The sequence below is a fragment of the Ollibium composti genome, from assembly GCF_004801285.1.
GTDB classification, from domain to species: domain Bacteria; phylum Pseudomonadota; class Alphaproteobacteria; order Rhizobiales; family Rhizobiaceae; genus Mesorhizobium; species Mesorhizobium composti.
Genome location: NZ_SSNY01000002.1, coordinates 239,016 through 264,196 on the forward strand (window position 1 = coordinate 239,016; position 25,181 = coordinate 264,196).

Here is a 25,181-nt window from a genome sequence, read left to right on the forward strand (position 1 = left end):
GATGAAACTTCGCACGCTCGTTCTTGGCCTGTGCTCGGCCAGCGCGCTGGCCTTCGCCGCGCATGCCGAATCCATCACCATCGCCACCGTCAACAACGGCGACATGATCCGCATGCAGAAGCTGACGGACGACTTCACCTCGAAGAACCCCGACATCCAGCTGAACTGGGTGACGCTGGAGGAGAACGTGCTGCGCGAGCGCGTCACCACCGACATCGCCACCAAGGGCGGCCAGTACGACGTCATCACCATCGGCAACTACGAGGTGCCGATCTGGGCCAAGCAGAACTGGCTGCTCGCGCTCGACAACCTGGGCGCCGACTACGACGTCGACGATCTCCTGCCGGCCATCCGCGGAGGCCTTTCGGTCGACGGCAAGCTCTATGCCGCGCCCTTCTACGGCGAATCCGCCATGATCATGTACCGCACCGACCTGATGGAGAAGGCTGGGCTGAAGATGCCCGACAAGCCGACCTGGGAATTCATCGGCGACGCTGCCCGCAAGATGACCGACCGCGCCGCCGGCATCAACGGCATCTGCCTGCGCGGCAAGGCCGGCTGGGGCGAGAACATGGCCTTCCTGACGGCCATGGACAATTCCTTTGGCGGCCGCTGGTTCGACGAGAAATGGCAGCCGCAGTTCGACCAGCCGGAATGGAAGGACACGCTCGATTTCTACGTCAAGCTGATGAAGGACGCCGGCCCCGAGGGCGCCTCCTCCAACGGCTTCAACGAGAACCTGACGCTGTTCCAGCAGGGCAAGTGCGGCATGTGGATCGACGCCACCGTGGCGGCGTCCTTCGTCTCCGACCCGAAGAACTCGACCGTCGCCGACAAGGTCGGCTTCGCCATCTTCCCGAGCAAGGAAGGCGTCGACAACCACGGCAACTGGCTGTGGTCGTGGAACCTGGCGATCCCCGCGTCCTCGCAGAAGGCCGAGGCGGCGGAAAAGTTCGTCTCGTGGGCGACCAGCAAGGGCTACACCGAACTCGTCGCCTCGAAGGAGGGCTGGGCCAGCGCCCCTCCCGGCACCCGCACCTCGCTCTATAACAACGAGGAATACAAGAAGGCGGCGCCCTTCGCCGGCCCGACGCTGGCCGCCATGGATGCCGCCGACATCACCAAGCCGAGCGTCAAGCCGGTGCCCTATACCGGCGGCCAGTTCGTCGCCATCCCCGAGTTCCAGGGGCTGGGCACGACGGTCGGCCAGCTGTTCTCGGCCGCCCTTGCCGGCCAGTCGAGCGTCGACGATGCGCTGAAGCAGGCGCAGGACGCCGCCACCGCCTCGATGCAGGAAGGCGGCTACCTCCAGTAAGGGGAGAGCTTTCTTCTCCCCGTTCACGGGGAGAAGATGCCGGCAGGCAGATGAGGGGCGGCGTCTCGTTCCGCAACGTCTGCGCCGCCCCTCACCCTTACCCTCTCCCCGTGAACGGGGAGAGGGGGCGTCGACGCCGACGCCATGATTTGCCACCGGAATGCGGCTTGATCCGCATTTTGGAATGATTGGCTAGGAGCGCGCTGGAGACACGCGTTCGGGGAGAGAACAATGGCCACCAGACAGACCAGCACGCTTGCGCGCTTCATGATGGCGCCGTCGGTCATCCTGCTCCTGGTCTGGATGATCGTGCCGCTGGCGGTGACGCTGTGGTTCTCCTTCCTGCAGTACAATCCGCTGAACCCGATCCGCGACGGCTTCATCGGCTTTTCCAACTACGCGCTGTTCTTCAAGAACCCGGCCTTCGCCGCTTCCATCGTCAACACGCTGGTGCTGGTCCTGGCGGTGCTCGCCATCACCATCGTCGGCGGCATCCTCCTTGCGCTGCTGCTCGACCAGCCGATGTGGGGGCAGGGCATCGTGCGCATCCTGGTGATCTCGCCCTTCTTCGTCATGCCGCCGGTGGCCGCCCTTGTGTGGAAGAACATGATCATGCATCCGGGCTACGGCGTCTTCGCCGACATCGCCCGCTTCTTCGGCGTCCAGCCGGTCGACTGGTTCGCCGACCTGCCGCTTTTTTCCATCATCATCATCGTTGCCTGGCAGTGGCTGCCCTTCGCCACGCTGATCCTGCTCACCTCGCTGCAGTCGCTCGACGGCGAGCAGAAGGAGGCGGCGGAGATGGACGGCGCCGGTTTCCTCGCCCGCTTCCGCTACCTGACGCTGCCGCATCTGGCCCGCGCCATCACCGTGGTCGTGCTGATCGAGACGATCTTCCTTCTGTCGGTCTATGCCGAGATCCTCGTCACCACCAATGGCGGCCCCGGCTACGCCTCCACCAACCTGCCCTTCCTCGTCTACCAGAAGGCGCTGCTGGAGTTCAAAATCGGCCAGGCGTCGGCCGGCGGCATCATCGCCGTCATCCTCGCCAACATCGTCGCGCTGTTCCTCATGCGCGCCGTCGGCAAGAACCTGGACAAGTAGGAGGCGACCATGGCCCGTGCCGTCACCAACCGCCACAAGACGATCGTCACGATCGCCGCCTGGATCGTCGCGCTGCTGATCTTCTTTCCGATCCTCTACACCATCGTCACTTCCTTCAAGTCGGAGCAGGAGGCGATCGCCGGCTTCAACCTGATCCCCTCCGGCACGCTGGAGAGCTACACGGCGGTCGAGGAGCAGAGCGGCTATTTCAGGTTCTTCCTCAACTCGGTGATCCTGTCGGTCGGCTCGACCATCCTGGCCCTCCTCGTCGCCGTTCCCGCCGCATGGTCGATGGCGTTCTCGCCGACGAAGCGCACCAAGGACATCCTGATGTGGATGCTGTCCACCAAGATGATGCCTGCGGTGGCGGTGCTGTTTCCCATCTACCTGATCTTCCGCGACTGGGGCCTGCTCGACAGCCGTATCGGCCTGACCGTCATGCTGATGCTGATCAACCTGCCGATCGTGGTGTGGATGCTCTACACCTACTTCCGCGAGATTCCCGGCGAGATCCTGGAAGCCGCGCGCATGGACGGCGCGACGCTGTGGGGCGAGATCGTCTATGTGCTGACGCCGATGGCGGTGCCGGGCATCGCCTCGACCATGCTGCTCAACATCATCCTCGCCTGGAACGAGGCGTTCTGGACGATCCGGCTGACCACCATCAACGCCGCACCCTTGACCGCCTTCATCTCATCCTTCTCCAGCCCGCAGGGCCTGTTCTGGGCGAAGCTCTCGGCCGCCTCGACGCTGGCCATCGCGCCGATCCTGATCATGGGCTGGTTCAGCCAGAAGCAACTCGTGCGCGGCCTGACCTTCGGTGCGGTGAAGTGATGGACACGGCTGTGCCATCGACCCCCACTCCGGTCTGCTTCGCAGACCACCTCTCCCCCGTTCGACGGGGGAGAGGAACACCGCCGAGTTTGCGACCAGCCTTCCTCTCCCCCAGGCAGGGGGAGAGGTGGCCCGAAGGGCCGGAGTGGGGGTGCTTGCGCCGGTTGCCGCAAATCTCGCAGGTCAAAGAAGCTGACGAACGGTAGCGTCGGGAGAGGAACATCATGGGCAATATCGTGCTGAGAAACGTCCACAAGGCGTTCGGCGCTACGACCATCATTCCCGATATCGACCTCGATATCGCCGACGGGGAGTTCGTCGTCTTCGTCGGCCCGTCCGGTTGCGGCAAGTCGACTTTGCTCAGGCTGATCGCGGGGCTGGAGGACACGACCTCGGGCCAAATCATGATCGACGGCCGCGACGTCACCGACGAGGCGCCCGCAAAACGCAAGCTCGCCATGGTGTTCCAGTCCTACGCGCTCTATCCGCACATGACGGTGGCCAAGAACATCGCCTTTCCGCTGAAGATGGCCGGCGAGAGCCCGGACGTCATCGACAGGAAGGTCAAGGACGCCGCCCGCGTGCTCAACCTGACCAACTATCTGGAACGCCGGCCGGGCCAACTCTCCGGCGGCCAGCGCCAGCGCGTCGCCATCGGCCGCGCCATCGTGCGCCAGCCGTCCGCCTTCCTGTTCGACGAGCCGCTGTCCAACCTCGACGCCGCCCTGCGCGGCACCATGCGGCTGGAGATTTCGGAACTGCACCAGCAGCTCAAGACCACCATGATCTACGTCACCCACGACCAGGTGGAAGCCATGACCATGGCCGACAAGATCGTCGTGCTCAACGCCGGCAACATCGAGCAGGTCGGCTCGCCGATGGAGCTCTACCAGACGCCGAAGAACCTGTTCGTCGCCGGCTTCATCGGTTCGCCGAAGATGAACTTCGTCGAAGGTGCTGCGGCGGGCAAGCACGGTGCCGCGACCGTCGGCATCCGGCCGGAGCATATCGCCATCTCCACCACAGCCGGCGACTGGAAGGGCAAGGTCGGCGTCGCCGAACATCTCGGCTCCGACACCTTCGTCCATGTCCATACCGACGACCATGGCACCATCAACGTGCGCGCCGGCGGCGACGTCTCGGTCCGCCACGGCGATACCGTCTACCTGACGCCCGACGCCAGGCGGCTGCATCGCTTCGGCCCGGACGGCAAGGCGCTCGGATAAGGATTGGTCATGCGGCTCAAGGGCAAATCGGCGCTGATCACCGGCTCGGCGCGCGGCATCGGCAGGGCTTTTGCGGAAGCCTATGTGCGCGAGGGCGCCACGGTCGCGATTGCCGACATCAATATCGACGCGGCCGAAAGGACCGCGCGGGAGATCGGCGACAAGGCCTATGCGGTGAGGCTCGACGTCACCGATCAGGCCTCGATCGACGCGGCGGTGAAGGCGGTCGAGGACAGGACCGGCGGGCTCGATATCCTCATCAACAACGCCGCCCTGTTCGACGCCGCGCCCATCGTCGAGATCGCCAGGGGCAGCTACGAAAAACTGTTTTCCGTCAACGTGGCGGGCACGCTGTTCATGCTGCAGGCGGCAGCCAGGTCGATGATCGCCCGGGGCAAGGGGGGCAGGATCATCAACATGGCGAGCCAGGCCGGCCGCAGGGGCGAGGCCTTGGTGGCGGTCTACTGCGCCACCAAGGCTGCCGTCATCTCGCTCACCCAGTCGGCGGGGCTCGACCTCATCAGGCACGGCATCAACGTCAACGCCATCGCGCCCGGTGTCGTCGACGGCGAGCACTGGGACGGCGTCGACGCGCTGTTTGCAAAGTACGAGAAGCGCCCGCTCGGCGAGAAGAAGAAGCTGGTCGGCGAGGGTGTGCCCTACGGCCGCATGGGCCGCGCCGAAGACCTCACCGGCATGGCGGTTTTCCTCGCCAGTGCCGAGGCCGACTACATCGTCGCCCAGACCTACAATGTCGATGGCGGCCAGTGGATGAGTTAGCGCTCCTCGCCCCGTTTACGGGGAGAGGATGCCGGCAGGCAGGTGAGGGGCAGAGCCAAGTTCCGAAACGTTCGTGCAGCCCTCATCCGGCCCTTCGGGCCACCTTCTCCCCGTAAACGGGGAGAAGGAATCGCCGATGCGGCGGCGCCCAACGGTGAATGGGAAGGCATATTGAAATGACCACGAAACTCTCGCTATCGAACCTTGCTTCCCTTCCCGCCACCGTCGCCCGTCCTCGATACGGTCGCGAAAACCTCAAGGCCGGCATCCTGCATTTCGGCGTCGGCAATTTTCATCGCGCCCATCAGGCGGTCTATCTCGACGACTTGTTCAATCTCGGCCTCGGCCACGACTGGGCGCTGGTCGGCGCCGGCGTCTTCGAGGGCGAGAAGGCGGGCCGTGAAAAGCTGGCGCGGCAGGACTGGCTGACCACAGTGGTCGAGCAGGACGAAGGCCATATGAGCGCCCGCGTCACCGGTGCGATGATCGATTTCCTGACGCCGGGAAACGCCGCCGCGATCATCGAAAAGTTGGCCGATCCCGGGATAAAAATCGTCTCGCTGACCATCACCGAGGGCGGCTATTTCATCGACCCGGCGTCCGGCCGGTTCGATCCGACGCATCCCGACATCGTCGCCGATGCGAAGGACGTCGCCGCACCCCGCACGGTATTCGGCATCATCCTGGCCGGGCTGGTGCGGCGGCGCGCCGACGGCATCGTGCCGTTCACGGTCATGTCCTGCGACAACATCCCCCATAACGGCCGCGTCACCGCCGACGGCGTCGTCGGCCTCGCCCGGCTTGTGGACGAGGACCTTGCCGCATGGGTGCGCGACACGGTCGCCTTTCCCAACGCCATGGTCGACCGCATCACGCCGGCGACCAGCGAGCGCGAGCGCAAAATCCTCGCCGACGACTTCGGCGTCGAGGACGCATGGCCGGTCTTCTGCGAGCCGTTCCGGCAATGGGTGCTGGAGGACCGCTTCACCGACGGCCGGCCGCCGCTGGAGAAGGTCGGCGTGCAGTTCGTGCCAGACGTGTCGCCTTACGAACAGATGAAGATCCGCATCCTCAACGGCGGCCATGCGGCGATCGCCTATCCGGCCGGGCTGATGGACATCCATTTCGTCCACGAGGCGATGGCCGAGCCGCTGGTGCGCGGCTTCCTGGAAAAGGTCGAGCGCGAGGAGATCATTCCCACCGTGCCGCCGGTGCCGGACACCAGCCTGCAGGATTATTACCAGCTGATCGAGAAGCGGTTCTCCAACCCGAAGATCGGCGACACGGTGCGGCGGCTTTGCCTCGACGGCTCGAACCGCCAGCCGAAATTCATCATCCCCACCATCGCCGACCGGCTGAAGGCGGGCAAGGACGCGGCGGGACTGGCGCTGGAATCGGCGCTGTGGTGCCGTTACTGCTTCGGCACCACCGATTCGGGCGCCGTCATCGAACCCAACGATCCCAACTGGGACCGCATGCAGGCGACCTCCGCCAAGGCCAAGGACGATCCGTCCGCCTGGCTCGCGATGGAGGACATCTACGGCGAGGTCGGCCGCTCGGCCTCCTTCGCCGCCGCGTTCGCCAAGGCGCTGGACGCACTGTGGAAAGACGGCGCGCGCGCGACGCTGACGCGCTATCTGGCAGGGTAGCGCGGCGCACTCGCCCCCACGCCGTCCCGGCTTCGCCGGCCCACCTCTCCCTCGATCAAGACGGGGAGAGGAAAGCCGGCCGCGATCTGACCTCCCTTCCTCTCCCCCGGGAAGGGAGAAAGGTGGCTTGCGAAGCAAGACGGAGTGGGGGTGATCCTCAGCAGGTGACTACCCCCGCCTTGCCTCGGCCGAACCCGTCCTTATAGTCGCCCCCGGTTGCGGTTCGCCGCAATGTCGGGAGAGGCATGGTGAGCAGCGGTTTCGTCTGTGCGGTCGACGTCGGCACCGGGAGTGCCCGTGCCGGCATCCTGGATGCGGACGGCAGGCTGCTCGGCCGTGCCGATCGGCCTATCCGGATGAACCAGCCGAAGCCGGATCACGCCGAGCATGATTCCGAGGACATCTGGGCGGCGGTCTGCGCGGCGGTTCGCGAGGCGCGGCAGAAGGCGGGCGTGGCGCCGGAAGCGGTCGCCGGCATAGCCTTCGACGCCACCTGCTCGCTGGTCGTGCGCGACCGCGACGGCCAACCGCTCGGCGTTTCGACTGGCGGCGGGCGGAACTGGGACACCATCGTGTGGCTCGATCACCGCGCCATAGCCGAGGCCGACGAATGCACCGCGACCGGGCATCGCGTGCTCGATTTCATCGGCGGCGTCATGTCGCCGGAGATGCAGGTGCCGAAGCTGATGTGGCTGAAGCGCCATATGCCTGAAACATGGGCGCGCGCCGGCCATCTGTTCGACCTCGCCGATTTCCTCGGCTGGAAGGCGACCGGCTCGCTCGCCCGCTCGCAATGCACGCTGACGGCCAAATGGACCTATCTGGCGCATGAGGAACCGGGCTGGCAGGAAGACTTCTTCGCCACTGTGGGGTTGGCGGACCTGTTCGACCATGCCGGCCTGCCGGACAGGGCAAGTCCCGTCGGCGCCGACCTCGGCCCGCTGACGCCGCAGGCGGCGGCCGATCTCGGCCTGAGCGAGGCCTGCCGGGTCGGCGCCGGCGTCATCGACGCCTATGCCGGCGCGCTCGGCGTGCTGGGCGGTTTCGCCGCCGACGCCGAAAACATCGGCCGGCACCTGGCGCTGATCGCCGGCACGTCGAGCTGCGTCATGGCGATGTCGCCCGAGCCGCGGCCTTTCGCCGGCGTCTGGGGTCCTTATTTCGGCGCCGCCCTGCCTGAGCTCTGGCTGTCGGAAGGCGGCCAGTCGGCCACCGGCGCGCTGCTCGACCATGTTATTCGCTGGCACGGCGCCGGCGGCGAGCCGAATGCGGCCATGCATGCGCGCATCGCCGCCCGCATCGGCGAACTACGCCGGGCGGAAGGGCTCGACCTCGCCGGCCGCCTGCATGTGCTGCCGGATTTCCACGGCAACCGCTCGCCGCTGGCCGATCCGCACGCCGTCGGCGTCGTCAGCGGGCTGACGCTGGACGCCTCCTTCGACAGCCTGTGCAAGCTCTATTGGCGCACGGCGGTGGCGATCGCCCTCGGCGTGCGTCATATCCTCGAGGCGCTGAACCGCAACGGCTACGTCATCGACACGCTGCACGTCACCGGCGGCCACACCCGCAACCCGCTCCTGATGGAGCTCTATGCCGACGCCACCGGCTGCACGGTTGTGGAGCCGGAGCTGGACGAGGCGGTGCTCACCGGCACCGGCATGGTCGCCGCCACCGCCGCCGGCCTGTTCCCGAGCCTTCCCGCGGCTTGCGTCGCCATGCGGCAGCAAGGCCGCGCGCGCAAGCCGAACCCCGCCGCCGCGCACCGCTTCGACCGCGACCACCGCATCTTCCTCGAAATGCACCGGCAAAGGCGGGCGCTCGACGCCATGGCCTGAAGCCGGTGCGATTTGATTGCTGGCGTCACCCCCTCTCCGTCTTGCTTCGCAAGCCACCTCTCCCCCACCTCGCGGGGGAGAGGATCGGAGCCAAGCTTTCGGCCGGCCTATCCTCTCCCTCCGGAACGGGGGAGAGGTGGCTCGGCGAAGCCGAGACGGAGAGGGGGCTTGCGCCATACGTGATTACGCTATCGTCGTCGGAAGAGAGGCGGCGTCGGCGGTTGACGGGAGCAGTCAGCGCTGGTTCCAGCCGCGCACCACCGGCTCGGCGCGGCTATGGTGTTCGTAGCCCAGCACGCTGATGCTGGCCGTGTCGAGCGTAAACAGGGCGCCCTGTTCGGGTGGCAGGCCGAGCCAGCGCGCCGCCAGCACGCGCAGGAAATGCGCGCTGGAGAAGATCAGCACAGCGCCGTTTTCGGCGCGCAGGGCCGCGACGATCCTGTCGGCCCGCCGGCCGGCGTCCGCCGCCTGCTCGCCGTCCGGGCAGCCGTCGCGGAACAGCAGCCAGCCGGGGCGTTCCTGCAGGATTTGCGGCGTCGTCAGGCCTTCGTAGGTACCGTAGTCCCATTCGGCGAGATCGTCCTTAACGATGCAGCGGTCGCCGAAGCCGGCCAGTTCGCAGGTCCGGCGCGCTCGCTGCGACGGGCTCGACCAGACGGCGGCGAACGCCTGTCCCTCCAGCCTTCCGGCCAGTCCGCGCGCCGCCGCCTCGCCGGCGGCCGTCAGGGGAATGTCGCTGCGCCCGGTATGGCGGCCGGACGCGCTCCATTGCGTCTCGCCGTGGCGCACCAGCCATATGTCCGAGACCGCTCCGCTCATGCCTAACCTTTCCTTTTCGTCCTGCTTTCGTCGCAGGAGCGGGCGGCGAATGCAACGGCCCCGGCGAGGGTGCCGCCGCTGGTCCGGCGCTTGTGGCGGTGCCCCTCTTGTCTTTTTGCGCCTTTTCGTCGACAAACCGCATCTTGCCCGCGGCGCCATGACGTGCTGCGGCGATTCGTGCGGCTTCCGGCCGATTTGCCGACGCGCCGTGTGTGGATTGACGACCATGTCCGTTATGGAAGCCGGAGCGCGCGCGCCGGAAAATCTCTGGCGCTCCGAAATCAAGGCGACGGTGGCGCTCGCCTGGCCGATGGTGCTGACCAATCTCGGCCAGACGGCGATGACGGCCACCGACGTCATGATGATGGGCCGGCTCGGCCCGGCGAAGCTGGCGGCCGGCGCGCTCGGCTCCAACCTCTATTTCATGCTGATGATCTTCGGCCTCGGCCTGATGCTCGCCACCTCGCCGATGATGGCGACCGAACTCGGCCGCAAGCGCCATTCGGTGCGCGACATTCGCCGCACCGTGCGGCAGGGCCTGTGGCAGGCCGTTCTGGTCGCAATTCCCATCTGGCTCATCCTGTGGCACGGCGAGGCGCTGCTGCTCCTGATGGGGCAGGAGCCGGACTTGGCACATCTGGCCGGCATCTACCTGCACTGGCTGCAATGGGCGGTGCTGCCCTTCTACGGCTACATCGTCCTGCGCTCCTTCATTTCGGCGCTGGAGCGGCCGGGCTGGGCGCTGGTCATCGTCTTTCTGGCGGTGGCCGCCAACGCCCTGTTCAACTGGCTGTTCATGTTCGGGCATTTCGGCTTCCCGGCCATGGGCATCGCCGGCTCCGGCCTCGCCACCACGCTGTCCTCGACGCTGATGTTCATCGGCATGACGGCGGTCGTGCTGGTGGAGCGGCAGTTCCGCCGCTACCGCCTGTTCGGCCGCTTCTGGCGTTCCGACTGGCCGCGCTTCATGGGCCTGTTGAAGCTCGGCCTGCCGATTGCCGGCATCCTCGCCTTCGAGGTGACCATCTTCAACGCGGCCGCGCTCCTGATGGGCCTGATCGGCGCCGATCCGCTGGCGGCGCACGCCATCGCCCTGCAGGTCTGCTCGATCACCTTCATGGTGCCGCTCGGCCTGAACCAGGCGGTGACGGTGCGCGTCGGCCTCGCTCACGGCGCCGGCGACAAGGAAGGGGTGAGCCGCGCCGGCTGGACGGCCTTCATCCTCGGCGTGTCCTTCATGGCGCTGATGGCGCTGGTCATGCTCTTGTGGCCGCGCCCGCTCATCAGCGCCTTCGTCGATGTCGCCGATCCCGCCAACGCGCCGGTCATCGTGCTGGCGGTGTCGTTCCTCGCCTTCGCCGCCCTGTTCCAGATATTCGACGGCGCGCAGGCGGTGGCTTCCGGCATGCTGCGCGGCCTGCACGACACCACCGTGCCGATGATCTATGCGGCGATCGGCTATTGGGGCATCGGCCTGCCGCTCGGCGTCGTCCTGGCCTTTTACGTCGGCCTGCAAGGCAACGGCATCTGGATAGGCCTTTCGGTCGGGCTGGCGTCGGTGTCGATCCTACTTCTGGCGCGCTGGCTGCGGCGTGGCCGGCTGGCGCCGGCGCCGGATTTCGGCTGAGACGGACCCCGCGCCGCCGTCGCCGTCCCGGCGGACGGCATCGGGAACCTCGGCAATGGGATTTCCGTGCCCGGCCCCGGCACCAGGCACGCGGTGCCGGATGCGCTCGACCGGCTGGCCGAAACCGGCAAGGCCGGTGATCTCGTTGTCTTCTATTGGAGCGGCTACTGCGAATATGTCTGTTACTGCTACTGATGCTATCGGCGCGTTCCCGATAAGAAAACCTCGCGGCGAAGGCCGGGGTTTTCTTATGGACCAAGGGCAAAGCGGGCAGCGCATCGCGCGATTCGATGCTAGAAGGCCTGTCGCAACCGCCTGATCAGCCACTCCGACCCGGGGCCGGACCGCATGACCAAGACCGATATCGCACGGCGCGTCTACAACCACACCTGGAAGCTCGATCCGATCGTGCGCTCCCTGCTCGATACGGATTTCTACAAGCTCCTCATGCTGCAGATGATCTGGGGCATGTACCCCAAGGTCGACGCCACCTTCTCGCTGATCAACCGCAGCCCGGTGCGACTGGCCGACGAGATCGACGAAGGCGAGTTGCGCGAACAGCTCGACCATGCCCGCACGCTGCATTTCTCCAAGAAGGAGATGATCTGGCTGGGCGGCAACAATTTCTACGGCCGCAAGCAGATCTTCGAGCCGGAATTCCTCGCCTGGCTGGAGGATTTCCGCCTGCCTGAATATCATCTGGAAAAGCGCGACGGCCAGTTCGAGCTGACCTTCGCGGGGCCGTGGATGCTGACGACGCTGTGGGAGATCCCGGCGCTCGCCATCATCAACGAACTGCGTTCGCGCGCCGCCATGCGGCAGTTCGGCCCCTTCGCGCTCGACGTGCTCTATGCCCGCGCCAAGGCCAAGATGTGGGCCAAGACCGAGCTTCTGAAAAAGCTGCCCGGCATCAACATCTCGGATTTCGGCACCCGTCGCCGCCACTCCTTCCTGTGGCAGCGCTGGTGCGTGGAGGCGCTGAAGGAAGGCATCGGCGACGCCTTCACCGGCACTTCAAACGTCAAGCTCGCCATGGACACCGACCTGGAGGCGCTGGGCACCAACGCACACGAATTGCCGATGGTGCTGGCGGCCCTTGCCGATACCGAAAAGGACCTGAAGGCGGCGCCCTATCAGGTGCTGCTGGACTGGCAACGCTACTATGGCGGCAATCTGCTGATCGTGCTGCCGGATGCGTTCGGCACGGCGGCTTTCCTGCGCGACGCGCCCGACTGGGTGGCCGACTGGACCGGCTTCCGCCCCGACAGCGCCCCGCCCATCGAGGGCGGCGAAAAGATCATTTCCTGGTGGCGCGAGAAGGGCAGGGACCCGAAGAAGAAGCTCTTGATCTTCTCCGACGGGCTGGAGGTCGACACCATCATCGACACCTATAAACATTTCGAGGGGAAGGTGCGCATGGCCTTCGGCTGGGGCACCAACCTGACCAACGACTTCGAGGATTGCGCGCCGACCCCGACCGACCGGCTGAACCCCATCTCGCTGGTCTGCAAGGTGACCGAGGCGAACGGCCGGCCGGCGGTGAAGCTGTCCGACAATCCCGAAAAGGCCACCGGCGACAGGAAGGAAATCGCCCGCTACCTGCGCATCTTCGGCGAGGAGGATCGCGTGCGGCAGCTGGTGAAGGTGTAGAGGCTTCGGCAGGGCGATCGCAGATGGAAATTTTGCCGACACCGCCCCGCCGGCACCCCGACCCCTTACCCTTCCCCGCAAGGGGGAGGGGATCATCGATGCCGGCACCCTTCGATGCCGGCGTCAGTGCGTTATGGCGCGACTGCGAAGTTCCCCTCCCCCTTGCGGGGAGGGATAAGGGGTGGGGGTCTGCGCCGAGTGTGAAGCAGAGAAGGGACATGCTTTGCCTCCTCGCTGTCATTGCCCCGCTTCTCCCCACCTCCGCCTTCGCCCATGCCTCCGACCGCGGCCATGTGCTGCTTCTGCCGACCGGCTACTACCTTCTCGGCGGCGCCGTTGCCGTGGCCGTGTCCTTCCTCGTGCTCGCGCTGCTGCCGGCCACCGCGCCGGCGCGGCTGTGGCGCCGCCGCCTGCCTTTGTTCAAGGTCGGGGAAGGTGCGCGCCTCGCCGTCTCGCTGCTGTCCTTCGCCGTCTTCGCCGCGCTGATCGTCGCCGGCTTCGTCGGCAGCCGCGATCCGCTCTCCAATCCGCTGCCGCTGACGATTTGGACGCTTCTATGGGCCGGGCTGGTCCTGGTGCAGGGCCTGCTCGGCGATATCTGGCGATGGCTCAATCCCTGGTACGGTCCCTGGCGTCTCGCCGTCGGCCTGCTCGGTCCGCGCGCGCCATGGCGGCTGCCGGCATGGCTCGGCTGCTGGCCGGCTTTCGTCCTGTTCTTTGCGTTCGCCTGGTTCGAGCTGGTCGACCCGGCGCCCGACGATCCGGCCCGGCTGGCGACGGCCGCCGGCCTCTACTGGCTGGTCTCCTTCGCCGCCATGCTCGCCTTCGGCTACAGGCCGTGGAGCCGCAAGGGCGAATTCCTGACGCTGTTCTTCACCATGGTCGCGCGCTTCGGCGTGGTCGAGCGCACGGGCCGCCGGTTCGTTCTCTGCCTGCCCGGTGCCAAGCTTTTCGGCGCAGCACCGCTGGCCGCCAGCGGCATGGCGTTCATCCTTCTGGCGCTGTCTTCCGTCTCCTTCGACGGCCTGTCCAAGACCTTCTTCTGGCTCGGCCGGTTCGGCGTCAATCCGCTCGACTATCCGGGTCGCACGGCGCTCATGGGCATCGGCGCCTTCGGCCTCGTGCTGACGTTCCTGCTGCTCGCCGGCGCTTTCCTGCTTGCTGTATGGCTCGGCCAGCGCCTTGCCGGCGACGGCGTCCCGTTCGGCCGCGCCGCCGGCCTCTTGGTATGGTCGATCGTGCCGATCGCGCTCGCCTATCATGTCGCCCACTACCTGACGGCGCTGCTGGTCGACGGCCAGTATGCGCTGGTCGCGCTGTCCGACCCGTTCGCGCGCGGCTGGAACCTCATCGGCACCGCGCACCTGCATGTCTCGGCCGGCATCGTCGCCGGCGCGCATTCGGCCTGGTGGCTGTGGAACGTGCAGGCCGGCGCCATCGTCGCCGGCCATGTGCTCGCCGTGCTGGTGGCGCACGGGCTCGCGGCCCGGCTGCACGGCGGCGCCCGTGGCACTGTCTTCAGCCAGGTGCCGCTGACGCTTCTGATGGTCGCCTACACCGTCTTCGGCCTGTGGCTCCTGTCGGCGCCGGCGGTATGATCGCGAGCGGGCCGATTGCCGTTGCGGAAAGCTCGCTTGTCAGGCCCCGGCTTTGATGATTTAGTTTGTACACATGCAATTTTCCGCGTCCGTCGCAGGAGCGCCGCTCTCGTCTTCATCCGTTGGTCGACGTCGATAACAAAGGGGAACCGCCATGACTGACCGCAAGGGATTTTTCGACCTCTCCGGCAACCGGCTGAGCCGCCGCACCGCGCTGAAGGGCCTGGCCGCCGGCGCCGGGCTGGCGGTGGCGCCGGGCTTCGTGCGCTATGCCCAGGCGCAAAGCTCCGAGCCGATCCGGATCGGCTTCCAGGCGCACCGCACCGGCATCGGCGCCGCCTATGGCCGCTGGTACGAGCGCACCACCAACGCCGCCGTCAAGGCCATCAACGATGCCGGCGGCATCAATGGCCGCCCGATCGAGATCATCGTCGAGGACGACGGCACCGATGCCGCCCGAGGTGCGGAGGTGGTGGCCAAGTTCGCCAACCAGCACAAGACCGACATCGTCTACGGCACGCTGTTCTCCCACGTCGTCATCGCCTCGGCGCCGACCGCCGGCGAACTGAAGATCCCCTACTACGTCGTCTCCGAGGGCTACCACGTCGCCTCCGGCAAGATGAACCGCTGGTGCCTGCAGCCCGGCATCACCGACGTGCGCGCGCAGGTGACCTCGGTGGCGCCGTGGATCGCCGCCAACGCCGGCAAGAAGGTCACCATGATCTTCCCCGACTACGCCTTCGGCTACGACCATCGCGACTACCTGCCGCCGGCGATCGAGAAGGCCGGCGGCAAGGTGGTGGCGCAGATCGCCATCCCGCCGACGGAATCCTCCTTCACCAAGTATTTCCCGCAGATTCCGGCCGAGACGGAGGTTATCTACCACGTCATGGTCGGCCCGGCCGTGCTCACCTTCGTCAAGGAACTCGGCGACTTCTACGGCTCCAACGGCCCGAAGCTGTTCGGCTTCATCGATTCGCTGGAGGCCGTCGACATCAACAGCCCCGGCCTCGAATACCTCGACGGCAGCCACTTCTGGGAAGGCTCGCCGCGCTATGCGCAGGCGGGTGACAGCGAGGCCGAGAAGGCCTATCGCGCCGCCGTCGGCATCGACGACAACGGCGCCGCCGTCGGCGACGCAAAGGACGTCTCCACCGCCGCCCACATGTTCGGCTGCTGGGAGACGCTCTACGTCATCAAGAAGGCGATGGAGGACGCGTCCTACAAGGGGCCGCAGGACCGCGCCAAGCTGGTCGAGGCGACCGAGGCCCTGACCGAGTTCGCCGAAGGGCCGGAGCACCCGCAGGGCAAGAAAGTGTTCAACGGCAAGATCCACCAGGTCTTCGGCAGCCAGAACATCTCCAAGCTGGAAGGCGGAAAGCTCAACGTCGTCCACAAGACGACGATCGAGGACGGCCTATACGAGCCGGAAGCCGACTACACCACCCAGCCGCTGTAGGCTTTCCTTGTCGCCTAGATACTGACGGCGTATATACGTCGTCAGTATCGAAAGGGAGCCTTTGCCATGGCCAAGGAAGCTGTCTTCACCATGAAGCTGGAACCGGAACTACGCGACGCCTTCATGGCCGCCGCCGCCGCCGCCGACCGTCCCGCTTCGCAGATCGTGCGTGAATTCATGCGCGACTACGTCCAGCAGGATAGGGAGTATGTCGAGTTTCTGCGCCGCAAGGTGGAGAAGGCAAGGCAATCTATTGCCGAAGGGAAATGGTCCACCCAAGAGGAGGTCGGAGCCAGAGCCGCAACTCGGCGCGCGGGACTTCGGCGCCGGATCGATGAGGCCACCGAGTGAAGCCTGTCGTTGTGCACCATAACCTCTCCTCACAAAGGCAGGGCTATCGCACATGGCGCGTTACCCCCTCTCCGTCGCGCCCTGCGGGCGCGCCGCCTCTCCCCCCGTTTCGGGTGGAGAGGATACGCCGGCCGCAACCTTGGTGCCCATCCTCTCCCCTCACGAAGTGGGGGAGAGGTGGCTTGCGAAGCAAGACGGAGAGGGGGAGCGCCATGTGCGATAGCCCTGCCTTTGTGAGGAAAGGTTAGGGTGGGGGAGCGCCGCCATATGCAATCACCATGCCCACATTGTGGGAAGAAATTTGCGCGCTGCTGCTTGTGTTCCTTGTCTTCGCCGCCCAGCAGTGCGACTGCACTTCCATACGTCCCGCCAATGGCCTCCGATCGAAGACCAAGGTGACGCCTGAATGGCCTTCGGTCCGCATCTCCTTCTCGCCGTCCTCGAAGGCCTCGTCACCGCAGCCGTCCTGTCGCTGACGGCGCTCGGCCTGTCGCTGGTGTTCGGCGTCATGCGCATCGTCAACGTCGCGCATGGCGAATTCTTCATGCTGGGCGCGGTGCTCGCCTGGGCGGTGGCGAACGCGCTCGGCGGCCATCCCGCCCTCGGCTTCGTCGCCGCGCTGGTGATCGCGCCGCTGATCGTCGGCGCGGTGGCGTGGCTGGCAGAGCGGCTGGTGCTGTCGCGGCTGAACTACAATCCCGAATCCACCATCGTCGCCACCATCGGCCTGCTCTACATCATCCAGCAACTGGCGCTGACCTTCTACGGCCCCGAAGCGCGGCCGGTGGCGCCGCCCTTCAACGTCCGCCTGTCGCTGCCGTGGTTCGGCTATTCCGCCTACAAGCTCTCCATCATCGCCACCGCCGCCCTTTTGCTGATCGCCACCTGGCTGGTGCTGACGCGCACGAAGATCGGCCTCACCATGCGCGCCACGCAGTATGACAGCGAGACGGCGCAGGCCTTCGGCATCCCGGTCGGCCGCGTCTATGCCGGCGTCTTCGCGCTCGGCGCCATGCTGGCCGCCCTTGCCGCCGTGCTGATCGTGCCGATCAGCCAGGCGCACTACCTGATGGGGCAGGACCCGCTGCTGCTCTCCTTCATCGTCGTCATCATCGGCGGTCTGGGCTCACTGCGCGGCACGGTGGTGGCGGCCGTGCTGATCGGCGTCTCCGACGGCGTCGTCTCCATGTTCTTCTCGCCGACGCTGGCCAAGATGATCGCCACGCTGGCGGTGGCGCTGGTGCTGGTGTTCCGCCCGCAGGGCCTGTTCGGGACGGCGGCGCGATGAGCGGGGACGACAGATCCGCGAAGGTTTACGCCCTGCACCTTGCCGTGCTCGCCGTCCTGTTCGCGCTGAATTTCGTGCTGCCGGCCTATTATCACGGGCTGATGGCACGCATCATGGTGCTGGCGGTGTTCGCCATGGGCTACAATGTGCTGTTCGGCTATGCCGGCCTGCTCAGTCTCGGCCATGCCATGTTCTTCGCCGCCGGCATGTACGGCACCGGGTTGACGATCGTCCATTTCGGCTTCTCCGTGCCGCTGGCTTTCGTCAGCGGCATTGCCTGCGGTGCGGTGCTTGCGTTTGTCATCGGCCTGTTGGCGCTGCGCACCTCCGGCGTTGCCTTCATGATCGTCACCATGATGTTCGCGCAGGTCTTCGCGCTGTCCCTGATCTATTTCGCCGGCTGGACCGGCGGCGACCAGGGGCTTGTCATCCCGCAGCCGGCGCGCATCCTGAATCTCGGTGCCGCCTTCGACCTCACGGACCCGACCGTGCGCTACATGGCGGCGCTGGCGTTGTTTGCCGCAGCGCTGTTCGCCACCCTGGCGCTGGTGCGCTCGCGCCATGGCCGCGTGCTGGTGGCCATCCGCGAGAACGAGGAGCGCACGAAGATGCTGGGCTACGACACCTTCGCCAACAAGCTCGCGGCCGTAACCGCCTCCGGCACGATCTCGGCCGCGGCAGGGGCGGCCTTCGCGCTGCTGTTCGGCTATGTCGGGGCCAACTTCGCCGGCGTGCAATATTCCATCCTGCCGCTGCTTTGGGTGCTGCTCGGGGGTGCCGCCACGACGCTCGGGCCGCTCCTCGGCACGCTTGTCATGTATGTCGTCACCGACACGGCGAGTTCCTTCACCTCCGCCTGGCTGCTCATCGTTGGCGTCGTGCTCATCCTTCTGGTGCTGTTTTTCCCGAAAGGCATCCTCGGCACGCTGCGCGCCCGCTGGCTTGGATGGCTGCCATGATCGGCCCGCTGCCCATGGACCCGCTGCTCGTCACCAAGGGGCTGACGCGCCGCTTCGGCGGGCTGAAGGCTGTCGACGGCGTCGACTTCACGCTGATGCCGGGCGAGATCCGCGCCGTCATCGGCCCCAACGGCGCCGGCAAGACCACCTTCGTCAGCATGGTCTGCGGCCGCGTCCTGCCGAGCGCCGGCATGATCCTGTTCGACGGCGGCGACATCACCGACATGCCGCCGCACAGCCGCGTCAGGCAGGGCATCGCCTACACCTTCCAGATCACCAGCGTCTTTCCCAATTTGAGCGTCTACGACAACGTGGCGCTTCCGGTGCAACGCACCTTGACCGACGGACGCTCCCGCGGCGCCATACACACCGGCGTCCTGACGGCGCTCGAAAAGGTCGGCCTCGCCGACCGCGCCGCCATGCAGGCCGGCCAGCTTGCCTACGGCCACCAGCGCCTGCTGGAGGTCGCCATGGGACTGGCGCTGAAACCGCGCCTGCTCATCCTCGACGAGCCGACGCAAGGCCTGTCCGACGCCGAGATCGAGGATTTCGTCCGGCTGGTGCGCACGGTCGCCGAGGACGCCACGGTGCTTCTGATCGAGCACAACATGCCGCTGGTCATGCAACTTGCCGACCGCATCACCGTCTTCGATGCCGGCCGCGTGCTGGCCGAAGGCACGCCCGAGCAGATCCGCTCTGACGCCGCCGTGCAGGCGGCCTATCTCGGCACCGGGGCGGGGGAAGCCGCATGAGCGACAGCGCCATCCTCGCCATTGCCGGCCTCGACGCCTTCTACGGCGAAGTGCAGGTGCTGTTCGGCCTCGACCTTGCGCTGGAGCGGGGCGAAGTGCTGTGCCTGCTCGGCCGCAACGGCGCCGGCAAGACGACGACGCTGAAGGCGATCATGGGCCTTGTGCCGGCTGCGGCCGGCTCGATCCGGTTGGAAGGGCGGGACCTGGCCGGCCTGCCGGCGCACGAGGTGCCGAAGGCCGGCATCGCCTACGTTCCGCAGGGCCGGCGCCTGTTCGCCGACATGACGGTGGCCGAGAACATCGAGATCGGGCTGATGGCGCGTGGCAAGGGCGCGTCCGTCCGCGAGGCCGTGCTCGACCTGTTCCCGTTGCTGCGCGAACGGCTGAAGCAGCGCTCCGGCACGCTCTCGGGCGGCGAGCAGCAGATGCTCGCCATGGCCCGCGCGCTCTGCCTCGAACCGAAGGTGATGCTGCTCGACGAGCCGACCGAAGGTCTGATGCCGTCGATGATCGCGAAGATCCGGGAGACGGTGGCGAAGCTGCGTGAGCAGGGCGTCTCCACCATCCTGGTCGAGCAGCGGGTCGACGCCGTCCTGCCGGTCGCCGACCGCGTCGCCTTCATCGAGAACGGCCGCAACCGCGAGACGGTCGGTGTCGAGGTGCTGCGCGCCGATCCCTCGGCGGTGAAGCGCTATGTCGGGGTGGGGTGACGTCTATGGCGAAGGTCGCGCCGCCCCTCACCCTTACCCCCGTAAACGGGGAGAGGGGGATCGCCGACGTTGCGACCAGCTTTCCTCGCCCCGTTTACGGGGAGAGGATGCCGGCAGTCAGGTGAGGGGCGGCGCCAGCTTCCGATCGTTAGCACCGCCCCTCATCCGGCACTTCGGGCCGTCCTGCGGACCTTCCCCTGAACGGGGAGAAGGAAAAGAGGTTATCCGGCCACCCGCTCACCGCCGATCCACACGCCCTTGACGTCGAGCGTGTCCGACAGCGCCACGATGTCCGCCGCCGTGCCCTTGGCGAAGCGGCCGAGCCGGTGCGCCTGGCCGACCGCCTCGGCCGGATAGAGCGAGGCCATGCGCAGCGCCTCGGCAAGCTCGATGCCGATGGTGCGATGCATGAAGCGCACCGCCGAGATCATGTCGAGGTCGGCGCCGGCGAGCGTTCCGTCCGCCAGCCTGAGCGATCCGTCCTTGCGGAAGATGGTGCGGCCGTTGAGGGTGAAGGACGCCATGTCGGTGCCGATGGTCGCCATGGCGTCGGTGACGAGGAATATCTTTCCCGGCCCCCGTTTGGACCGCACGGCGATGCCAATGGTCGCCGGATCGACATGGATGCCGTCGGCGATCAGGCCGGCCGACAGGCCTTGCGTGTCGAGCGCAGCGCCCGCCAGCCCCGGTTCGCGGTTGCCGATCTGGCTCATCGCGTTGAACAGATGCGTGACCACCGAGGTGCCGGCTTGCGCATAGGTCTGCGCGGCGGCGAAATTCGTGTCGGTGTGCCCGAGGCTGACAACGATGCCGGCCTGCGCGAGGGCCGCCACCTGCTGCGGGTCGACCGATTCCGGCGCCACCGTCGTCAACAGCACCGGCAGGTGCCTGCGTGCCGCGATCAGCGCCGCCTGGTCGGCCTCCGTCATCGGCCGGATCAGCTTCGGGTCATGCGCGCCCTTGCGGGCTAGCGACAGATGCGGGCCTTCCAGGTGCAGGCCGAGGAAGCCGGGCACGGCCTCCCGCGCCGCTTGTTCGCCGGCGGTGATCGCGGCGGCGGTGATTTCGGGCGTGTCGGTGATCAGCGTCGGCAACAGTGCGGTGGTGCCGAACGGCGCGTGTGCCGAGCAGATGGTGCGGATCGAGGCCACGTCGGGATGGTCGTTCAGCATGACGCCGCCGCCGCCGTTGACCTGAAGGTCGACGAAGCCGGGCGCCAGCAGGCCGCCGGTGTCGATGCGCTTCATGGCCTTCGGCAAGGCGTCCGTCGGCAGGATGGCCTCGACCAGCCCGTCGCGGACGACGAGCGCGGCATCCTCGTGCCAGCCGTCGCCGTCGAAGATGCGCCTGGCGGTGAGGGCGAAGGATTCGGTCACGTCGCGGCCCTCGTCACAGCGTTTCCGTCACCTTGCGCAGGTTGCGCGGCGTGTCGGGGTCGAGCCCGCGATGGCGCGCGAAGGCCTCGACGAAGGCGTAGAAGGAGACGATCAGCGGCAGCGGGTCGGTCAGCGGATGGCCGGTCGCGACATGGGGCAGCTGGTTTGCGGCCTTCGCCAGCGCCGAGGTGACAAAGACGTCCGCGCCCTTGGCGGCGAGCGCGTCGGCGGCCTCGGCCAGCGACGGCTCCGAGGCGTCGCGCGCCGCCAGCGTCAGCACCGGGAAGCCGGGGCCGACCAGCGCCAGCGGGCCGTGCATTACCTCAGCCGCGCTGTAGGCCTCGGCGTGCATGGCGCAGGTTTCCTTGAACTTCAGCGCCGCCTCGGCGGCGATCGCGGCGGACGGGCCGCGGCCGAGCACGAACAGCGAACTGTCGCCTTCGAGCGCGGGGGCGAGTGGCATCCAGTCGCAACCGATGGCCTGTTCCAGTTGGCCGGGCAGCGCCTTCAGCGCATTGAGCAGGCCGGTATTGCCGGTCGCGTGCGCCATCAGAGCAAGGGCGGCGACGGCCGAGTTGACGAAGGTCTTGGTCGCCGCGACGCTCCGTTCCGGGCCGGCAAGGATGTCGATGGCGTGGTCGCTGGCGGTGGCCAGCGGAGAGCCGGCGGTGTTGGTGAGCGCGATGGTGAGCGCGCCGCTTGCTTTCGCGCTTTCGGCCATCGCCACGATGTCGGGGCTCTTGCCGGATTGCGAGACGGCCAGGCAGGCGGAGCCGGCGAGCCTGAGTTTCGCGCCGTAGATCGAGGCGACCGAAGGGCCGACCGAGGCGACGGCGAGGCCGGCGGTCAGTTCCACGGCGTATTTCATGAAGGCGGCGACATGGTCGGAGGAGCCGCGCGCCACCGTCACGAGGAAATGCGGGTCGCGCCTGGCGATGTCGCGGCCGGCGGCCTCGAGCGCGGCGCCCGAGCCGTCGAGCAGCCGCGCGGCGGCTTCGGGGATTTCCTCGACTTCGCGCCGCATATGGGTCTTGTGGTCGCTCATGCGCCTCTCCCTGTTTCGTCGGCGGTGATGCCAAGCCTGAGTTCGGCGACGAAGTCATAGGCGTCGCCACGATAGACCGAGCGGGTGAATTCGATCACCTTGCCGCTGGCCAGATAGGATATGCGCTCGATGCGCAAGCCCGCCGCGCCCGGCGCCACGTCGAGCAGGCGCGCGTCGCCCTCGCCGAGATTGGCGGCCGAGATGCGCTGCACGGCGCGTACGGGGCGGTTGCCCGTCGCCTCCAGCGCGGCATAGAGCGAGGAGCCTATCCCGGCCGGATCGGGCAGCACGCGCGCCGACAGCGAGGCGCGCTCGATGGCGAGCGGCGTGTCGTCGGCGATGCGCAGGCGCGCCACCCGCGCCACCAGTTCGCTGGCGGCGAGGCCGAGCACCATCATCTCGTCGGGCGAGGGGGCGTAGAGGCCGCGGTCCAGCCATTGCGAGCGCACCGCCATGCCGCGCCGCGCCATATCCTCAGTGAAGGAGGTTAGCCTCGACAGCGACTGCTCGACGCGCTCCATGCGCGGGGCGACGAAGGTGCCGGAGCCGTGGCGCTGCACCAGGATGCCACCCTTGACCAGATCCTGCACCGCCTTGCGCACGGTGACGCGCGAGATTTCGGCCTTGGTGGCGATGTCGCGCTCAGAAGGCAGCGCGTCGCCGGGGCCGATGAGGCCGCGCCTGACGGCGTCCTCGATGCTTCGGCGCAGTTGCAGGTAGAGCGGCGCGCCGCTCTGGCCGGATTGCCGGAGCGTGGCGAAAATCTCGTCGGCGGCCTCGCTCATCGGCCCTGCTCCGAAAACAGCCGCGCCGCCATGCTGACGGCACCGCCCAGCGCGTCGTCCAGCGGTTGTCTCAATTGCGCCCGGTAGCGTTCGGTGAGGCGCGACGCATAGAGCCCGGCGAGCCCGCCCAGCAGGCAAAGCGGATCGCCCGGTCTCAGCTCCAGCGCTCCGAGCGCCGCCTCGACGTCGTCGACCGCCTTGTCGACGATCCATTGCGCGACCGCGTCGCCTTTCGCCGCGTGTTCGAACACCTTGGGCGCGAAGCCGCCGAAATCGCCCGGCTTGGCGTTAGTGGTGAATTCGACCACGTCCTCGGGATTGTTGCGGAAGACGGCGAGCATCTCGTCGGTCAGCGGTGAGGCCGGGCGGATGCCGTCATGGGCGAGCAGCGTCTGTTCCAGGAGGTCGCGGCCGATGCGCGCGCCGCTGCCCTGGTCGCCGATCTGGAAGCCCCAGCCGCCGATGGCGCGCGATTTGCCGTCCTTGCGCGCCATGTAGGCGGTGCCGGTGCCGACGATGGCCATGGCGCCGTCGCCGGCGCCGACGGCGCCTTCCAGCGCGATCTCGGCGTCGGTCTCGACCCGGCTCGCGGCGAACGGCAGGATGGCCTGCAACTGCTGGCGGTAGGTGCCGACATTGGCGCCGGCGAGGCCGAGAACGGCCGGCGTTTCGGGGATGAGATCGGGGTCCTGCCCGGCGGCGAGGAAGGCCTGCCTGGCGGCGTCGACGATATGGGTGCGGGCGCCGGTGAGGTCGGTGCGGATATTGGCGGCGCCGCTCCTGGCGCGGCCGATCACGGCGCCGTCCGCTGTCGCCAGCGCGGCCTTGCAACTGGTGCCGCCGCCATCGATGCCGAGCACGAAACGCACGATTGGATCCTCCTCCTCGGTGATAATACCAATAAAATACCAATAGCCAAGAGTTAATTTGTGCGCCACGGGATGAACTGCGCAATTTGAAGCAAAATCAACCAGATGTTCGCATTTATCGGACCTCCGGCGACAAATTCGTTAATGCATCTGGACAAGTGGTATTTTTTTGGTATTGTCAGCCCATCGGGAGGATCAAGGGCATGGCGCAAACGCGCACGGAAGCGTTGCACCGCAATGCGGAGGGGCTGGACACCCGCTCTCCGCAGGAAATCCTGTCGTCGCTCGCCGAAGGCCAGATCGAGGCCGCCCAGGCTGTTCGCGCCGCCGTCCCCGCCATTGCCGAAGCCGCCCTGCTCGTTGCCGGAAGCCTCAGGGCCGGCGGCCGGCTGGTCTATGCCGCCGCCGGCAGCTCGGGCCTGATGGCGCTGGCCGACGCGCTGGAATTGCCGGGCACCTACGGCATCGAGCGCGAGCGCATTCTCATCCTGATCGCCGGCGGCGAAGAGGCGCTGCGCGACCTCGCCGGCGCGCCGGAAGACGATGCCGGCGCCGCCGCGGACGCGGTCGCGCAGGCCGGCGTCGGTGCCGGCGACTGCGTGATCTCGCTGTCGGCCAGCGGCTCGACCCCCTATGCGCTCGGCGCGCTGGACGAGGCGAAACGGCGGGGTGCCGCCACCATCGCCATCGCCAACAATCGCGGCGCGCCTTTGCTCGAAAGGGCGGACGCCGCCATCCTTCTCGAGACGCCGCCGGAAGTGATCGCCGGTTCGACTCGCATGGGCGCCGGCACCGCGCAGAAGATCGCCCTCAACATGCTGTCGACGCTGGCGGCCGTGCATCTCGGCCACGTCCACGACGGCTACATGGTCAACCTTTTCGCCGACAACGCCAAGCTGCGCGGACGCGCGGCCCGCATCGTCGCCGCCGTCGCCGGCATCGCGCCCGACGAGGCCGAGCGCCGGCTCGAGGAAAGCGGCGGCGCGGTCAAGACGGCCATTCTGCTCGCCGCCGGCGCCAAGGACGCCGGCGCTGCGCGCACGATGCTGGAGAGAAGCGGACAAAAGCTCAGGCCCGCCCTTTCCGAAATCCGAGGGGAACGGAAGGGCGACCGCCTTCCGTCTCGTCAAAACCGAACCTGACAGGTCAA

Annotated in this window: 23 protein-coding genes; 18 read left to right on the forward strand and 5 right to left on the reverse strand. The window is 67.2% G+C overall.

Annotated features, from left to right (window positions below; genetic code table 11):
* Position 1: 1 nt before the first annotated feature.
* From E6C48_RS04475 to E6C48_RS04505, 7 genes are all read left to right on the forward strand, one after another.
* The gene (locus tag E6C48_RS04475; RefSeq protein ID WP_136354457.1) at positions 2-1,315 is read left to right on the forward strand and encodes an ABC transporter substrate-binding protein; all 1,314 of its coding nucleotides are present in this window, start codon (positions 2-4) and stop codon (positions 1,313-1,315) included.
* Positions 1,316-1,546: 231 nt separating this feature from the next.
* Entirely contained in the window at positions 1,547-2,419 is an 873-nt protein-coding gene (locus E6C48_RS04480) for a carbohydrate ABC transporter permease (RefSeq protein WP_136354459.1), read from the forward strand.
* Positions 2,420-2,428: 9 nt separating this feature from the next.
* Entirely contained in the window at positions 2,429-3,253 is an 825-nt protein-coding gene (locus E6C48_RS04485) for a carbohydrate ABC transporter permease (RefSeq protein ID WP_136354461.1), read from the forward strand.
* Positions 3,254-3,477: 224 nt separating this feature from the next.
* On the forward strand, positions 3,478-4,479 hold the full coding sequence (locus tag E6C48_RS04490; RefSeq protein WP_136354463.1) for an ABC transporter ATP-binding protein: 1,002 nt from the start codon (positions 3,478-3,480) through the stop codon (positions 4,477-4,479).
* A 9-nt stretch (positions 4,480-4,488) separates the two neighbouring features.
* Positions 4,489-5,259, forward strand: a complete 771-nt coding sequence (locus tag E6C48_RS04495; RefSeq protein WP_136354465.1) for an L-iditol 2-dehydrogenase — start codon at positions 4,489-4,491, stop codon at positions 5,257-5,259.
* 176 nt (positions 5,260-5,435) lie between these two features.
* Positions 5,436-6,908 carry a mannitol dehydrogenase family protein gene (locus E6C48_RS04500; protein ID WP_136354467.1) on the forward strand — a complete coding sequence of 491 codons (1,473 nt, stop codon included), beginning with the start codon at positions 5,436-5,438 and terminating at the stop codon, positions 6,906-6,908.
* A 248-nt stretch (positions 6,909-7,156) separates the two neighbouring features.
* On the forward strand, positions 7,157-8,743 hold the full coding sequence (locus E6C48_RS04505; RefSeq protein WP_136355000.1) for an FGGY-family carbohydrate kinase: 1,587 nt from the start codon (positions 7,157-7,159) through the stop codon (positions 8,741-8,743).
* A 234-nt stretch (positions 8,744-8,977) separates the two neighbouring features.
* Here the strand turns inward: E6C48_RS04505 and E6C48_RS04510 are convergent, their stop codons facing one another.
* Entirely contained in the window at positions 8,978-9,562 is a 585-nt protein-coding gene (locus E6C48_RS04510; protein ID WP_136354469.1) for a histidine phosphatase family protein, read from the reverse strand.
* A gap of 226 nt (positions 9,563-9,788) precedes the next feature.
* On the opposite strand from E6C48_RS04510, the gene E6C48_RS04515 reads away from it, so the two are divergent.
* The 10 genes from E6C48_RS04515 to E6C48_RS04555 all read left to right on the forward strand — a co-directional run bounded on the left by E6C48_RS04515 (position 9,789) and on the right by E6C48_RS04555 (position 19,956).
* Positions 9,789-11,189 carry an MATE family efflux transporter gene (locus E6C48_RS04515; RefSeq protein ID WP_136354471.1) on the forward strand — a complete coding sequence of 467 codons (1,401 nt, stop codon included), beginning with the start codon at positions 9,789-9,791 and terminating at the stop codon, positions 11,187-11,189.
* Between the two features lie 66 nt (positions 11,190-11,255).
* Positions 11,256-11,384: a hypothetical protein gene (locus E6C48_RS23015; protein WP_269142497.1), complete on the forward strand. Its 129-nt coding sequence runs from the start codon at positions 11,256-11,258 to the stop codon at positions 11,382-11,384.
* A gap of 153 nt (positions 11,385-11,537) precedes the next feature.
* Positions 11,538-12,839 (forward strand): nicotinate phosphoribosyltransferase, encoded by a 1,302-nt coding sequence (pncB, locus tag E6C48_RS04520; RefSeq protein ID WP_136354473.1) that lies wholly within the window; start codon positions 11,538-11,540, stop codon positions 12,837-12,839.
* Between the two features lie 218 nt (positions 12,840-13,057).
* Positions 13,058-14,437 carry a hypothetical protein gene (locus E6C48_RS04525; protein WP_136354475.1) on the forward strand — a complete coding sequence of 460 codons (1,380 nt, stop codon included), beginning with the start codon at positions 13,058-13,060 and terminating at the stop codon, positions 14,435-14,437.
* A gap of 154 nt (positions 14,438-14,591) precedes the next feature.
* A complete protein-coding gene (locus E6C48_RS04530) occupies positions 14,592-15,896 on the forward strand; it encodes an ABC transporter substrate-binding protein (protein WP_136354477.1) in 1,305 nt (434 codons plus the stop codon).
* Positions 15,897-15,962: 66 nt separating this feature from the next.
* Entirely contained in the window at positions 15,963-16,247 is a 285-nt protein-coding gene (locus E6C48_RS04535) for an antitoxin of toxin-antitoxin stability system (protein ID WP_136354479.1), read from the forward strand.
* Between the two features lie 406 nt (positions 16,248-16,653).
* The gene (locus E6C48_RS04540; protein WP_136354481.1) at positions 16,654-17,535 is read left to right on the forward strand and encodes a branched-chain amino acid ABC transporter permease; all 882 of its coding nucleotides are present in this window, start codon (positions 16,654-16,656) and stop codon (positions 17,533-17,535) included.
* Positions 17,532-18,494, forward strand: a complete 963-nt coding sequence (locus tag E6C48_RS04545) for a branched-chain amino acid ABC transporter permease (RefSeq protein WP_136354483.1) — start codon at positions 17,532-17,534, stop codon at positions 18,492-18,494. Before E6C48_RS04540 ends, E6C48_RS04545 begins: the two co-directional genes overlap by 4 nt.
* Positions 18,495-18,508: 14 nt before the next feature.
* Positions 18,509-19,246, forward strand: a complete 738-nt coding sequence (locus E6C48_RS04550) for an ABC transporter ATP-binding protein (protein ID WP_136355002.1) — start codon at positions 18,509-18,511, stop codon at positions 19,244-19,246.
* Positions 19,243-19,956, forward strand: a complete 714-nt coding sequence (locus tag E6C48_RS04555) for an ABC transporter ATP-binding protein (RefSeq protein ID WP_136354485.1) — start codon at positions 19,243-19,245, stop codon at positions 19,954-19,956. The genes E6C48_RS04550 and E6C48_RS04555 overlap by 4 nt, the downstream gene beginning before the upstream one ends.
* Before the next feature lie 221 nt (positions 19,957-20,177).
* Here E6C48_RS04555 and nagA read toward each other — a convergent pair whose 3' ends face one another.
* The 4 genes from nagA to E6C48_RS04575 are packed head-to-tail and all read right to left on the reverse strand — an operon-like array spanning position 20,178 to position 24,031.
* Entirely contained in the window at positions 20,178-21,332 is a 1,155-nt protein-coding gene (nagA, locus tag E6C48_RS04560; protein ID WP_136354487.1) for an N-acetylglucosamine-6-phosphate deacetylase, read from the reverse strand.
* Between the two features lie 13 nt (positions 21,333-21,345).
* Entirely contained in the window at positions 21,346-22,377 is a 1,032-nt protein-coding gene (locus tag E6C48_RS04565) for an SIS domain-containing protein (RefSeq protein WP_136354489.1), read from the reverse strand.
* Positions 22,374-23,162 carry a GntR family transcriptional regulator gene (locus E6C48_RS04570; RefSeq protein WP_136354491.1) on the reverse strand — a complete coding sequence of 263 codons (789 nt, stop codon included), beginning with the start codon at positions 23,160-23,162 and terminating at the stop codon, positions 22,374-22,376. The genes E6C48_RS04565 and E6C48_RS04570 overlap by 4 nt, the downstream gene beginning before the upstream one ends.
* Entirely contained in the window at positions 23,159-24,031 is an 873-nt protein-coding gene (locus tag E6C48_RS04575; protein WP_136354493.1) for an N-acetylglucosamine kinase, read from the reverse strand. The genes E6C48_RS04570 and E6C48_RS04575 overlap by 4 nt, the downstream gene beginning before the upstream one ends.
* A 203-nt stretch (positions 24,032-24,234) precedes the next feature.
* Here E6C48_RS04575 and E6C48_RS04580 point away from each other — a divergent pair, with 203 nt between their 5' ends.
* Entirely contained in the window at positions 24,235-25,173 is a 939-nt protein-coding gene (locus tag E6C48_RS04580; protein WP_136354495.1) for an N-acetylmuramic acid 6-phosphate etherase, read from the forward strand.
* The last annotated feature ends 8 nt before the right edge of the window (positions 25,174-25,181 follow it).

Coding starts and splice junctions, on each gene's coding strand:
- E6C48_RS04565 (WP_136354489.1), bottom strand. CDS start 22,377: ATGAGCGACCACAAGACCCATATGCGGCGCGAAGTCGAGGAAATCCCC.
- E6C48_RS04545 (WP_136354483.1), top strand. CDS start 17,532: ATGAGCGGGGACGACAGATCCGCGAAGGTTTACGCCCTGCACCTTGCC.
- E6C48_RS04475 (WP_136354457.1), top strand. CDS start 2: ATGAAACTTCGCACGCTCGTTCTTGGCCTGTGCTCGGCCAGCGCGCTG.
- E6C48_RS04570 (WP_136354491.1), bottom strand. CDS start 23,162: ATGAGCGAGGCCGCCGACGAGATTTTCGCCACGCTCCGGCAATCCGGC.
- E6C48_RS04550 (WP_136355002.1), top strand. CDS start 18,509: ATGGACCCGCTGCTCGTCACCAAGGGGCTGACGCGCCGCTTCGGCGGG.
- E6C48_RS04510 (WP_136354469.1), bottom strand. CDS start 9,562: ATGAGCGGAGCGGTCTCGGACATATGGCTGGTGCGCCACGGCGAGACG.
- E6C48_RS04515 (WP_136354471.1), top strand. CDS start 9,789: ATGTCCGTTATGGAAGCCGGAGCGCGCGCGCCGGAAAATCTCTGGCGC.
- E6C48_RS04490 (WP_136354463.1), top strand. CDS start 3,478: ATGGGCAATATCGTGCTGAGAAACGTCCACAAGGCGTTCGGCGCTACG.
- E6C48_RS04525 (WP_136354475.1), top strand. CDS start 13,058: ATGCTTTGCCTCCTCGCTGTCATTGCCCCGCTTCTCCCCACCTCCGCC.
- E6C48_RS04485 (WP_136354461.1), top strand. CDS start 2,429: ATGGCCCGTGCCGTCACCAACCGCCACAAGACGATCGTCACGATCGCC.
- E6C48_RS04540 (WP_136354481.1), top strand. CDS start 16,654: ATGGCCTTCGGTCCGCATCTCCTTCTCGCCGTCCTCGAAGGCCTCGTC.
- E6C48_RS04535 (WP_136354479.1), top strand. CDS start 15,963: ATGGCCAAGGAAGCTGTCTTCACCATGAAGCTGGAACCGGAACTACGC.
- E6C48_RS04555 (WP_136354485.1), top strand. CDS start 19,243: ATGAGCGACAGCGCCATCCTCGCCATTGCCGGCCTCGACGCCTTCTAC.
- E6C48_RS04580 (WP_136354495.1), top strand. CDS start 24,235: ATGGCGCAAACGCGCACGGAAGCGTTGCACCGCAATGCGGAGGGGCTG.
- E6C48_RS04495 (WP_136354465.1), top strand. CDS start 4,489: ATGCGGCTCAAGGGCAAATCGGCGCTGATCACCGGCTCGGCGCGCGGC.
- E6C48_RS04480 (WP_136354459.1), top strand. CDS start 1,547: ATGGCCACCAGACAGACCAGCACGCTTGCGCGCTTCATGATGGCGCCG.
- E6C48_RS04530 (WP_136354477.1), top strand. CDS start 14,592: ATGACTGACCGCAAGGGATTTTTCGACCTCTCCGGCAACCGGCTGAGC.
- E6C48_RS04500 (WP_136354467.1), top strand. CDS start 5,436: ATGACCACGAAACTCTCGCTATCGAACCTTGCTTCCCTTCCCGCCACC.
- pncB (WP_136354473.1), top strand. CDS start 11,538: ATGACCAAGACCGATATCGCACGGCGCGTCTACAACCACACCTGGAAG.